The following is a 12329-nucleotide window of genomic DNA, read 5'->3' on the forward strand; positions in this document are numbered from 1 at the left end:
CTTCGTGCCGTCGGACAGGACCGCGAAATGCGTCAACCCCAGGTCGATACCGACCTCGGCGTCGGCCGGCGGCAGCACCTCGCCCTCGTCCTCGCCGGTCTGGACGACGAAGGAGGCGAAGTACCGGCCCGCCGCGTCCTTCACGACCGTGACCGAGGACGGGTCCGACGGCAGAGGCCGCGACCACCGCACCCGCAGGTCACCGACCTTCGGCAACCGCAACCTGCCGTTGTCCAGGATCGCGAACCGGGCGTTGCGGGTGAATCGGATGGCCTGCCGGTTGTCCTTGCGGGACCGGAACCGGGGCGGAGCGACCTTGCGGCCCTTGCCGGTGCCCGTGACCGAGGCGAAGAAGTTGCGGTAGGCCGTGTTCAGGTCCGCGATGGCCTGTTGCAGCACGACTGCGGACACCTCACCCAGCCAGGCACGCTCAGGCGTCCGTTTGGCCGCGGTGATGACCAGCTTGGACAGGTCCCCGTCGGAGATGTGCTGCTCGCCGTTCTCGCGTGCCCGCTGCCGTGCGCGCAGCCCGTCGTTGAACACCACGCGGGCACACCCGAACGCCCGCGCCAGCGACTGCTGCTGGGCGGGTGTCGGGCACACGCGGAAGTTGTAACGGAGTTGCACACCACCAGCATCGAACACACGTGCGAACCCACGCAAGATCACGATCGAGTGACTCCCACGCCCCGGCACCGTCGCGTGCGTACCTCAAGCAGCGCCACCGCCCGGTGTCAGGCACTGCCCGGTCCTTGACGGCCCGCCCAGCACGGGCTTTCACCCCGCCCTCAAGGGGCGGAGCACTGGCCCGCATTCGGAAGTAGCTCGACAGGTCCGCACCGCCCGCACGACCGTCCGCGCGCCGGTTCACCGACAGCGGACAGGCTGCGCTCACGGTGAACCGGCGTTGCCGCACCGCGGCGACACTGGTGGGCTGGCGCCATGACGACAGCACGAAACGCGCCGAAGGCGCTCGTCCTGCACCTCGTCGGCGGCGGCGAGCCGATCAGGATCGCCGTCTCCGAAGAGACCGCCACCGAGCTGGAGAAGCGGCTGGAGCGGCTGCTCGGCGGGTCGATCACCTCGGTCATTGCCGCCAACGGCGCCAGCGTGGCGATCAACTACGCCCAGGTCGCCGTCGCCCACCTCGAGCGGCTCCGGCCCAACGCGCAGGTGTACGGGAGCCCGGCTCCCCAGTAGCCGGCGCGGCGACCAGCGGGTGACCCGGTTCGTCCCACACTGAGGGAATTCCACCGCACTACGGCTGTTTCGGCACTGGCGCATTGCGGCTCGCGCGATACTCGGCCAACGCGCACGCAGCGCGCAGCAGCCGTCACTCTCGGAGGTCGCGAGCCGATGACCCAGCACGAGCACACCTCGGTTTCCCGCCGCAGCTTCCTGCACGCCACCGGCGCGGTCGCGCTCGCCGGCGCGTTCGGTCCGCTGTTGGCCGCGTGCGGCTCCAACACCGGCCGGGGCGCCTCGGACAGCCAGACGATCCAGCAGTGGTACCACGCCTACGGCGAGCCGGGTGTGCAGCAGGCGGTGCAGCGCTACGCCAAGGACTTCAGCGACAACGCCGGCAAGTCGAAGGTCACCGTGCAGTGGAACCCCGGCGACTACGACTCCAAGCTGTCCACCTCGCTGCTGTCGGGCGGCGGGCCGGACGTGTTCGAGTCCACCCTCCAGCTCAGCATGGTGCGGTCGGGCCAGGTCGTGCCGCTCGACGACGTGATCGCGCCAGCCAAGGACGACTTCACCGCGACGATCCTGGCCGGGCACACCGTCGACGGCAAGATCTACGGCGTGCCGCAGGCCGTGGACATGCAGATGTTGTTCTACCGCAAGAGCCTGCTCGACAAGGCCGGGGTGAAACCGCCGACCACCGTCGACGAGCTGATCGACGCGGCGAAGCGGCTGACCACCGACAAGGTCAAGGGCCTGTTCGCCGGCAACGACGGCGGGGTCGGCGTGCTGGGCGGGCCCGCGCTGTGGTCGGTCGGCCTCGACTACGTGACGCCGGAACACAAGGTCGGCTTCGACGACCCCGCCGCCGCCACCGCGCTTGGCAAGCTGCGCGAGCTGAACACCAGCGGCGCCCTGCTGCTCGGCGCGGTCAAGGACTGGTCCGAGCCGGACGCGTTCACCCAGGGCCTCGCCGCCATGCAGTGGACCGGGCTGTGGGCGGTGCCCGCCGTGCAGAAGGCGCTCGGCGACGACTTCGGCGTGCTGCCGTGGCCGAAGCTGACCGACGCCGGCAAGCCGTCCGTTCCGGTCGGCGCGTACGGCTCGATGGTCAACGCGAAGAGCCAGCACATCGACGAGGCCAAGGCGTTCGTGAAGTGGCTGTGGATCGACCACACCGACTACCAGCAGGACTTCAACACCGGCTACGGCTTCCACATCCCGCCGCGAAAGAGCCTGGCGGACAAGGCGGACAAGCTCAAGAGCGGTCCAGCCGCCGACGCGGTGAAGTTCGTGCAGCAGTCCGCGAAGTCGTCCAACCCGCCGGAGTGGACCCAGGCGATGAGCACCGCCTACCTCGACGCCGTGGCCAAGGTCGTCCGCCAGGGCAGCGACGCCGCGACCGAGCTGCGCACCGCAGCGGGGAAGGTGACCGACGAGCTCAAGCGCCTCTACGGGTGACCGGCGTGCCTGGCTCGACCGTGCCTGGATCTACGGAGCCTGGATCTACGGAGCCGAAACCCCGCCGCGGTAAGAAGGCCCAGGGCGGGAAGGGCCGGGGCAACGCCCGCGCCTTCTGGCTGTTCGTCGGGCCGTTCGCGGTCGGCCTCGCGGTGTTCGCGTACCTGCCGATCGGCTGGAGCGTGCTGCTCAGCTTCTTCGACGCGCGCGACACCGTGACGCCGACGAGGTTCGTCGGCCTGGACAACTACCTGCACATGCTGACCGAGGGACCGTTCCTGGCCAGCCTCGGCACGTTCAGCCTGTTCGCGTTGTTCATCGTGCCGACGACGTTCGTACTGTCGCTCGCCCTCGCGCTGCTGGTGAACCAGATCGGGTTCGCCCGCGCGTTCTTCCGCTCGGTGTTCTTCCTGCCGACGGCCTGCTCCTACGTGGTCGCCTCGCTGGTGTGGAAGCTGTCCATCTTCAACGGCGTCCGCTTCGGCCTGGCCAACACCGTGCTTGGCTGGTTCGGCGTCGACAACATCGCGTGGACCGCGTCGACCGACCCGCCGTGGTACTGGCTGGTGCTGGTCACCCTTCGGCTGTGGTTGCAGCTCGGCTTCTACATGATCCTGTTCATCGCCGGCCTGCAACGGATTCCCCGGCATCTCTACGAGGCCGCGTGGATCGACGGGGCCAGGCCGGGCTGGCAGACGTTCCGGCACATCACGCTGCCGCAGCTGCGCGCCACCTCGGTCGCGGTGCTGCTGCTCAACCTCATCGCCGCGTACCAGGCGTTCGACGAGTTCTACAACGTGCTCTCCACCGCGCGCGGCTATCCGCCGTTCGCGCGCCCGCCGCTGGTCTATCTGTACTACACCGCGCTCGGGCAGGGCGGCCAGGACTTCGGGCGGGGCAGCGCTGGCGCGGTGATCCTGGCCGCGCTGATCGCGATCGTGACCCTGTTGCAGGGCAAGGTGTTCGGCTTCGCCAGAAGGAGTGACTGACGATGGCCGACCACGACGTGCTGCGGCCGGTCGGGTACCGGCGGACGCCGGCCGGGATCCTCGCGACGGTCGCGAGGTACCTCGCGCTCTCCGTCGCGGCGGTGCTGTTCCTGCTGCCGTTCTATCTGGTGCTGCGCAACGGTTTCGCCACCGAACAGGAGATCACCGCGCAGGGCTGGCGGCTGTTCCCCGACCGCGTGCACTGGGAGAACATCGGGGAGCTGCTGGACGATCCGGCCGTGCCGATGCTGCGCAGCCTGGTCAACTCGGTCGTCGTCTCCGTGGCGCAGACCGTCGGCCAGCTGCTGTTCGCCTCGCTCGCCGGCTACGGCCTGGCCAGAATCCCTTACCGGCACTCGAAGAAGGTGTTCTACGCGGTGCTGGCGACGCTGATGATCCCGGCCGCGGTGACCTTCGTGCCGAGCTTCGTCGTGGTCTCCACGCTCGGCTGGATCAGCGACCTGCGCGGCCTGGTCGTGCCCGTGATGTTCAGCGGGTTCACCGCTTTCCTGTTCCGGCAGTACTTCCTCGCGTTCCCGGCGGAGCTGGAGGAGGCCGCGCGGATCGACGGGCTCGGGCACTGGGGCACCTACTGGCGGATCGTGGTGCCGAACTCGCTGAACTTCTTCGCGGCCATCGCGGTGATCACCTTCATCGGCAGCTGGAACTCGTTCCTGTGGCCGCTGGTGATCGGGCAGGACCAGTCGGCCTGGACGGTCCAGGTCGCACTGTCCACTTTCATCACCGGGCAGAGCATCAACATCCACGAGCTCTTCCTCGCCGCCGCGCTGTCCGTGCTGCCGCTGGTGCTGATGTTCGTCGCGCTGCAACGCTTTCTGGTCCGCGGCGCGGCCGAGACCGGCATCAAGGGCTAGCAACTTCCTGCTGGCCCTGCGGACTGGCACTGCGGAATCCGGGTGAAAACCCGGTCGCAGCGTTCGAGATCACGCCGGCACTCCTCGCCGCCGGGGGTGCACGGGCGGTAGCGTGCTGGACACTCTCAGGCGATGTGGAGGGTCCCCGTGATGTCCCGGCGGTGCGGGTTGCCGACCGAGCGAGCGCTGGAGATGCTGAGCCCAGGGCCGCTGTGGTCGCAGTTCCTCATGGTCGGCGTCACGGCGGTGCTCGCGCTGGTGGCGCTGGCGCTGCTCGCCGCGATCTGGCTCCGCGGCCAGCCGATGCCGGCGGCCCGGCAGGCGGTCCGCGCGATGCCTGCTGCGCGGCAGGCGATGCGCGCGATGCCGACCGAGCGTCCGCGCGTGCCGGCGCACGCGCTGCCGGACGGCGACACGCCGGGCCCGATGACCGTCACCGACCTGATCCGCCGCATCCGCGACGAGGACCGCTGGCCCGGCGCGGACCCGGACGGCCCCGGCGCCGACGACGTGGCCACCGTGGAGATCCCGAGGTGGCGAGGCGTGCCGTCGGACGCGAACGAGTACCCGACCACGCCGATCCTGGTCCGGGTCCGCTGGCGCTACGACCGCCCGACGCAGCGGTCGATGCCCAGCCAGTACTGGCCGTCGTCGGCTGGACCGCCCCGCTCGGCGGTCCTGCCCGGCTTCGGCAGCGTGCGCGTGGTGGTGGACCGCCCCCGCGTCGCCGGTCCGTGACGCGGGGGCGGGTCCGCGCGCGGTCAGTCCTCCAGCGACCCGTCCAGCGGCGTGCCGTCGGTCAGGTGCGGCGCGATCTTGTTGTCGAACGCGCTCAGCGCCGCGCCGATGGCCATGTGCATGTCCAGGTACTTGTACGTGCCGAGACGGCCGCCGAACAGCACGTTGTGCTCCTTGGCCTCGCGCTTGGCCAGCTCGCGGTACTTCTCGAGCTTGACGCGGTCCTCGGCGGTGTTGATCGGGTAGTAGGGCTCGTCGCCCTTCTCCGCGAACCGCGAGAACTCCTTCACCACGACGGTCTTGTCCGTCGGGTAGTCGCGCTCAGGGTGGAAGTGCCGGAACTCGTGAATCCGGGTGTAGGGCACTTCCTGGTCGTTGTAGTTCATCACCGAGGTGCCCTGGAAGTCGCCGACCGGCAGGACCTCGCGCTCGAAGTCGAGCGTGCGCCAGCCCAGCTCACCCTCGGAGTAGCCGAAGTAGTGGTCGAGCGGCCCGGTGTAGACGACCGGGGTGCCGGCCGGGATCTCGTCGCGCACGTCGAAGTAGTCGACGTTCAGCCGCACGTCGATGTTCTCGTGCGCGGCCATCTTCTCCAGCCACGCGGTGTAGCCGTCGACCGGCAGGCCCTCGTAGGTGTCGTTGAAGTACCGGTTGTTGAAGTTGTACCGAACCGGCAGGCGGGTGATGTTCGCGGCGGGCAGTTCCTTGGGGTCGGTCTGCCACTGCTTGGCGGTGTAGCCGCGCACGAACGCCTCGTAGAGCGGGCGGCCGATCAGCGAGATCGCCTTCTCCTCGAGGTTCTGCGCGTCCGCCGTCTCGATCTCGGCGGCCTGCCCGGCGATCAGCGCCTTGGCCTCCTCGGGGGTGAAGGACTTCCCGAAGAACTGGTTGATCAGCCCGAGGTTCATCGGGAACGAGTAGACCTGCCCCTGGTACTTGGCGAAGACCCGGTGCTGGTAGCTCGTGAAATCGGTGAACTGGTTGCAGTAGTCCCAGACCCGCTTGTTGGAGGTGTGGAAGAGGTGCGCACCGTAGCGGTGCACCTCGATCCCGGTCTCCGGCTCCGGCTCGGAATACGCGTTGCCACCGATGTGCTCACGGCGTTCGAGCACCAGCACCCGCTTGTTCAGCGTAGTTGCGGTGCGCTCCGCGACCGTGAGGCCGAAGAAGCCGGATCCGACGACGATCAGGTCATAGCCTGCGATGCTCACGCCCGCCGAGGGTACCGGGCTCACTCGGTGTCACCGAAACCGCGTCCCCACCGGTCCGGCGGCGCTGCCGGTACTGCCACCAGGACAGCCCGACCGCGCCGAGCGCGCCGAGCAGCGCGCCGAGCAGGCCGAGCGGGAGTCCGGGCGGCGCCCAGTGCAGCGTCAGTTCGCCGCTGCGCAGCCGCTCGGGGACCTCCACCTCGACCAGGCCGGCCGGCCCCGACCGCACCGGCACCGACACGCCGTCGACCTCGGCCTGGTAGCCGGGCCAGTCGAGCCTGGCGAAGGCGAGCCTGGTCGGCCCCGTCGCGTGCGGGCCGCGCTCGAACCGCACCCGTTCCTCGCGCTGGCCGACGGCCGTGTCCGCCGTCACAGTTGACCCGGCGGACACCCAGCCAAGGCGGCCGTCGGGGAAGCGATCCTGGCCGTCGCGACGCAGCACCGTGACCACGTCGTCGCGCTCGGCGACGGACCAGCCGGCCGGCACCTCCGGCGCGTCGATCAGGGCGCGCTGCACGACGACGGTGCGCAACCGCATCAGGTCCGCCAGCGGCGCCCCGCCGGCCTCGGTCGGCTCCCACAGCCTCGGGTACGCCTTCGCGCAGGTCGCGCCAACGAAGTCGAGGCACAGCGGCCCGGCGAAGTGCCGGTCGCCGATGCCCGTGTACGAGGTCACCGCGTCGACCCCGGCGGCCCGGTACATGTTGCCGAACAACAGGTGCCGCCAGGACCGCTCGGCGCCGACCCGGTTGGCCAGGCTCAGCTCGGCGACCTGGAAGGTCGTGCCCTGATATCGGTCGCCGAACTGCTGCCGCAGGTCGTGCGTGCTGGTCGGGAAGCTGTAGTCGGTGACATCGCGGTTGGCCGGGAACCAGGCCAGCTGGAGCGCGAGCACGGCCACCGTGCCGACCCCGAGCACGGCCGTCAGCCAGCGCGCGCCCCGGCGCGCCGCGAACACCGCCGCCGCGGTCAGCACCGTGAGCAGCGCCAACGCGACCGCGTGCCGGACGGCGATCTTGGGCCACGCGGAGAACGCCAGGTAACCGCTGCCGGCCAGCACACCGACCGTGACCAGGATCCGCCGCCTGAGGTGGTCCGTGCGCAGGCCCGCGGTGAGCAGCACAGCCAGCAGCACGCCGAGGCCGAAGTACGCGTCCTGCACCAGGCGCAACGGCCAGCGGAACATCCACAGGTTCGACGGGCCGAGCGCGGCCACCAGGTAGCAGCCGGAGAACACGAACACCGCCAGGAGCGTGCGCCAGCGCGCCCGCAGCACCCGCCAGTCCAGCCACGCCAGCAGCGGCAGCGCGAACCAGACGAAGTAGGTCGTCGGCACCGTCATGCGGATCGACCCCGGCGCGAAGGACCGGATCGTCGGCACGTAGCTGGGCATGCTCGACGCGAGCAGGTCGTTCACCGACGGCACCAACTGGCCGACGTTGTAGAGGTCCTTGCCCTGCCGCGCGGCCACCGCCCCGTTGTTCAGCAGCGGCAGGAAGACCAGCAGGGCGACGCCGCCGACCATCGCGCCGAGGCCGAGCAGGTGCCGGACCGCGCGCCGATCGCGGCCGACCCAGAACTCGACCAGCAGGCCGAGCAGCACCACGCACACGGCGAGCAGCCCGTAGGGGTTGCCGGCCGTCACCGCGAGGTAGCCGAAGACGAACGGCAGCCACGCGGTCGAGCGGCCCCTGGCCATCCGCCGCGCCGACCACCACACGAACGGCACCCACGCGCTGGACATGAGGCCGGCGGCCCAGGTGGAGGCGTCGAAGAACAGGGTGAACCCGCCGAACGGCAACGCGACCGCCACCGCCGCCGACAGCCAGGTCGACGCGCCGTACTCGCGGCACAGCAGGTACAGCCCGAGCGCCAGCAGCACCAGGTACTCGGACTTGACCACGGCGGCGCCGACCCCGAGGTCAGGGATCAGCGCGACCAGCACGTAGTTGGCCAGGTTGACGGGGTTCCAGGTGCCGAACATGGCCTCGGCGACCAGGTTGCCGCCGACCCAACTGTGCAGGTCGAGCATCAGCGGGAACTCGCCGGACAGGATCCGCTTGCCAAGCGCGTGCCACATCGGCACGAACTGGGCGGCGCTGTCGTCCCAGAAGTAGAACAACCGGTTGCGCAGCAAGGGAAGCTGCGCGAGCAGCGCGACCAGCACGCAGACTCCAGCCGCCGTCGCGACACCATGCCAGCGGCGCACCGGCGACTCGCCGGGGTCGGCGTGCTGGTGGCGCGGCGATTCGTCGACAGCGGTCCCGGACACCGTCGTCACGGCTGGTTCTCCTGTTCTCTCGCCGCCGCACGCTCAGGACGCTCCCGGTCCACGAGCACGAACTGGGCGACGAAGAACGTGATCGGCACGGCGACCAACGCGGCGGCCAGCGGGGCGATCCGCTCGTTCAGGTGGAACATGGCGACGAGCACGTAGAGACCGGCCGAGGTGATCACGAAGTTGGACACGTTGGACAGTGGGAAGAGCAGGAACTTCCGCAGCGTCGGACGGACCCGGAACGTGAAGTAGCAGTTCAGGAAGTACGAGCCGACCATCGCGAGCAGGAACGCGACGGCGTGCGCGACGAGGTAGGGCAGCACCTGCCGGAACACCAGGTACAGCCCGTAGTAGACACCCGTGTTGGCCACGCCCACGACGCCGAAACGGACGATCCTGCCCAGGTTCACCGCTCGTTCGACTCCGTCGAGGCGATCCCGAGCCCCCGGCCTGCCCCGTTGCGGTCCCTCGGGAAGCGCGTCAACGCCTCCGGCCCGAGCGCCACCGAGACCGGCGCGTCACCGCTGGCCTCCTTGACCAGGAAGTGCGGCCTGCGCTTGGTTTCGTAGTAGATCCGGCCGAGGTACTCACCGAGGATGCCGAGGAACATCAGCTGGAGCCCGCCGAGCCCGAGCACGCCGCAGATGATCGTCACGTAGCCCGGGGAGTCCACACCGTCCTTAACGGCGTGCCAGACGACCCAGATCGCGTAGCAGAACGCGATCATGGTGACCAGCATGCCGAGGTAGACGGCCAGCCGCAGCGGGCGGTTGTTGAACGAGACGACCCCGTCGATGCCGTAGTTCACCAGCTTGCGGAACGTCCACTTGCTACTGCCGCTGTGCCGCGCCACGTTCTGGTAGTCCACGGTCGCGGTGTCGAAGCCGATCCAGGAGAACAGGCCCTTGGAGAAGCGGTTGTACTCGCCGAGCGACAGCAGCGCCTGCACCGCGCGCTGGCTGAGGACCCGGAAGTCGCCGACCCCGTCCTGTAGCTCGATCTCGACGGCCTGGTTCATCATCCGGTAGTACAGCCGGGACACCATCCTGCGCAGCAGCGGCTCGCCCGTCCTGCTGCGCCTTGCCACCACCTGGTCGTAGCCCGTGCCGAGCACGTCGATCATCTGCGCCAGCAGCTCCGGCGGGTGCTGGAGGTCGGCGTCCATGATCGCGACGGCGTCGCCGGTCGCCTGGCTCAGGCCGGCCAACATGGCGGCTTCCTTGCCGAAGTTGCGGCTCAGCGCCAGAAACCGCATGCGCGGGTCGGCCTCGTGCAGCCGCCGCATGACCGCGAGCGTCGCGTCCGTGCTGCCGTCGTCGACCAGCAGCACCTCGAAGTCCCCGGTGATTCTGGACAGTGCCGCCACGAGGGCTTCGTGCAGATAGTCGAGCCCCAGCTCCTCGTTGAAGCACGGAACAACCACGGACAAACGCATCGGATTCCTCCAGTGCCGCACCCGGACTGGGATGCGGCCAGCGCCGCCGCGGCGGGACTGGGAACGTTCATGGGCACTGGGAACTGCGCCGTGAACATACCACGGTGACAGACGGCGACCGGCCCCGCCGCACGGCGCACCGGGCGGACCAGGCAGTATCGGCCGGGTGAGGGCGGAGCAAGGTCGACTGAACTCGTTTCGAGCCGTCGCCGCGTGCCTACTCGCGGTGCTCGTGGTGGCCTGCGCCAGTCCGCGCGACCAGCGACCGACCGACCCCGGCAGATCAGTGCTGCTCCAGGTCGTCGCGCACCAGGACGACGACATCCTGTTCATGAACCCCGACGTCGCCACTGGTGTCCGGGCCGGGCGGCCGACGGTCACCGTCTTCCTCACCGCGGGCGAGGCCAACGTCGCGGACCGGGCCGGCTACGCCGCCTCGCGGCAGATCGGCTCGCGCGCCGCCTACGCGGCGATGGCCGGCACCGGGGACCACTGGCGGGCCGAGGTCATCACCATGGACAACGACCACCAGGCCGAGCTGTACACGCTGATCGACAAACCGCAGGTCAGGCTGGTGTTCCTGAACCTGCCGGAGGACACCGACCGGCAGGCCAGCGGCGGGCCGCGCGCGCTGACCAAGCTGTGGGACGACCGCGCCAACGCCTACCTGACGCGGACGCTGGTGCCGACCGGCGGGGTCGTGACCCGCTCCTACGCCTACAACCACCTCGCCCTCGTGCAGGCGATCACCGACCTGTTCCAGCGGTTCGACCCCACCGTGGTGCGCGCCCAGGACCCGCGCCCCGACCAGCGCTCCACCACGAACTGGCGCCCCTTCCACGACCACCCCGACCACGTGATGGCCGCGCGGTTCACCGGCGAGGCCCTCGCCGACTACCGCGCGTCCGGCCGGAACCCTGGCCTGGTCGAGCTGAACTACCGCGACTACAACATCGCCGAGGCGCCGCAGAACGTCGCCGGCACCGCGCTCGCGGACAAGGCACGGTATTTCGCCGGGTACACGGCCAACGACCCCCTGGTGTCCAAACAGGATCTCGCCGGGATCTACGCCGCCTGGCAGAGCCGCATGTACCTCCGCTGGGCGCGCGGCACCTCGTGGGCCGGGGTCGACGCGAACGACCGGCCGGTCGCGTTCGTCGCGCGGGGCGCCGGGGTGGTCGGCTGGGCTCAGCGGGCGGACGGGTCGTGGGGGCGGCAGGCCGGGCCGCGCGACGGCGGCGGCCCGCTGGCGCCCGCCATCGCCGTGGTGCGCGACAACGGCAAACGCCTGCACCTGTTCGCCAGGCGGTTGGACAACGACGAGATCGTCACCACCGACCAGGAGGGCGACGGCTGGAACGGCGGCTGGCGGAGCCTCGGCAACCCCAACGACAGGTCGGGGCAGGCCAGGCGAGGCGAGGTCGGCGTGCCGGCCGCGGCGGTCGACGGCGACGGGCGGATCACCGTGTTCACGCGCAACGGGAACGGCGGTGTCAGCGCGCTCGCACAGACCGGGCGGGACGGTTCCTGGCAGCGGGACTGGCGCGATCTCGGCGGGACGGACGTCCAGGACGGGCTGGCGGCCCGCGCAGGCGACGACGGCAGGATCGAGCTGTTCGCCAGCACGCGGGACCGGGTGCTGCACTGGGCGCAGCCCCGCGGCGGCGCGGAGTTGGCCGCCGATCCCGGCTTCGCCTCGGTCGCGCCGACGGCCGCCCCGGCGCTCGCGCGGCGCACCGACGGGCGGCTCACGGTGGCCTACCCCGTCGCCGGCACTGGGCAGTTGGCCGTCAGCTCGCAGGACGCCGCGCACGGGTGGGGTCGGCCGCCGGTGCTCAGCGGCCCGCCGGGCGGGGTCGGCGGCGTCGGCGCGGTCGACACGCGGCGCGGTGTGCTCGTCGTCGGCAGGGACAACGGCCTCGGCGTGACCACCTGTCTGCTCGGCGCGGACGACCGCTGTCCCGGCTGGACCGCGCAGGGCGGCGAGACCGTCGACGGGGAGACCGCCGCCGTCACCACGAGTGCCGACGCGGACACCACGCTGCTGACGTTCGGGCTGGACGGCAGGCTGCTGGTCAACCAGCGGCAGCGCTGGCAGGCGGTGGACTGAACGCACGACGGGCCCACGGCGGTGTGCCGTGGGCCCGTGGTGCGAGC

11 protein-coding genes are annotated in these 12329 nt (G+C 70.4%); 6 read left to right on the forward strand and 5 right to left on the reverse strand.

Annotation, left to right across the window (positions count from 1 at the left end):
• Window positions 1-627: RNA-guided endonuclease InsQ/TnpB family protein (locus F0L68_RS25345; RefSeq protein WP_149852308.1), on the reverse strand; the 627-nt coding region annotated here is incomplete at its 3' end.
• Between the two features lie 315 nt (window positions 628-942).
• On the opposite strand from F0L68_RS25345, the gene F0L68_RS25350 reads away from it, so the two are divergent.
• From F0L68_RS25350 to F0L68_RS25370, 5 genes are all read left to right on the forward strand, one after another.
• Window positions 943-1200, forward strand: coding sequence for a hypothetical protein (locus tag F0L68_RS25350; protein ID WP_149852309.1), 258 nt, complete (start codon window positions 943-945; stop codon window positions 1198-1200).
• Window positions 1201-1356: 156 nt separating this feature from the next.
• Window positions 1357-2646, forward strand: coding sequence for an ABC transporter substrate-binding protein (locus F0L68_RS25355; protein WP_149852310.1), 1290 nt, complete (start codon window positions 1357-1359; stop codon window positions 2644-2646).
• Window positions 2647-2765: 119 nt separating this feature from the next.
• Complete coding sequence (locus F0L68_RS25360; RefSeq protein WP_149852362.1) at window positions 2766-3635, forward strand: carbohydrate ABC transporter permease; 870 nt, start codon at window positions 2766-2768, stop codon at window positions 3633-3635.
• 2 nt (window positions 3636-3637) lie between these two features.
• Window positions 3638-4510 carry a carbohydrate ABC transporter permease gene (locus F0L68_RS25365; protein ID WP_149852311.1) on the forward strand — a complete coding sequence of 291 codons (873 nt, stop codon included), beginning with the start codon at window positions 3638-3640 and terminating at the stop codon, window positions 4508-4510.
• Between the two features lie 132 nt (window positions 4511-4642).
• Window positions 4643-5248: a hypothetical protein gene (locus F0L68_RS25370; protein ID WP_149852312.1), complete on the forward strand. Its 606-nt coding sequence runs from the start codon at window positions 4643-4645 to the stop codon at window positions 5246-5248.
• Window positions 5249-5271: 23 nt separating this feature from the next.
• Here the strand turns inward: F0L68_RS25370 and glf are convergent, their stop codons facing one another.
• The 4 genes from glf to F0L68_RS25390 are packed head-to-tail and all read right to left on the reverse strand — an operon-like array spanning window position 5272 to window position 10172.
• Window positions 5272-6459 carry a UDP-galactopyranose mutase gene (glf, locus tag F0L68_RS25375; protein ID WP_188316825.1) on the reverse strand — a complete coding sequence of 396 codons (1188 nt, stop codon included), beginning with the start codon at window positions 6457-6459 and terminating at the stop codon, window positions 5272-5274.
• Window positions 6440-8740 carry a hypothetical protein gene (locus tag F0L68_RS25380; RefSeq protein WP_149852314.1) on the reverse strand — a complete coding sequence of 767 codons (2301 nt, stop codon included), beginning with the start codon at window positions 8738-8740 and terminating at the stop codon, window positions 6440-6442. Before F0L68_RS25380 ends, glf begins: the two co-directional genes overlap by 20 nt.
• Window positions 8737-9147: a GtrA family protein gene (locus F0L68_RS25385; RefSeq protein ID WP_223199123.1), complete on the reverse strand. Its 411-nt coding sequence runs from the start codon at window positions 9145-9147 to the stop codon at window positions 8737-8739. The genes F0L68_RS25380 and F0L68_RS25385 overlap by 4 nt, the downstream gene beginning before the upstream one ends.
• Window positions 9144-10172 (reverse strand): glycosyltransferase family 2 protein, encoded by a 1029-nt coding sequence (locus F0L68_RS25390; protein ID WP_149852315.1) that lies wholly within the window; start codon window positions 10170-10172, stop codon window positions 9144-9146. The genes F0L68_RS25385 and F0L68_RS25390 overlap by 4 nt, the downstream gene beginning before the upstream one ends.
• 166 nt (window positions 10173-10338) lie before the next feature.
• On the opposite strand from F0L68_RS25390, the gene F0L68_RS25395 reads away from it, so the two are divergent.
• The gene (locus F0L68_RS25395) at window positions 10339-12282 is read left to right on the forward strand and encodes a DUF8189 domain-containing protein (RefSeq protein WP_149852316.1); all 1944 of its coding nucleotides are present in this window, start codon (window positions 10339-10341) and stop codon (window positions 12280-12282) included.
• Window positions 12283-12329 lie beyond the last annotated feature (47 nt).

Origin of the sequence: Solihabitans fulvus (assembly GCF_008386585.1) — a bacterium.
GTDB classification, from domain to species: domain Bacteria; phylum Actinomycetota; class Actinomycetes; order Mycobacteriales; family Pseudonocardiaceae; genus Solihabitans; species Solihabitans fulvus.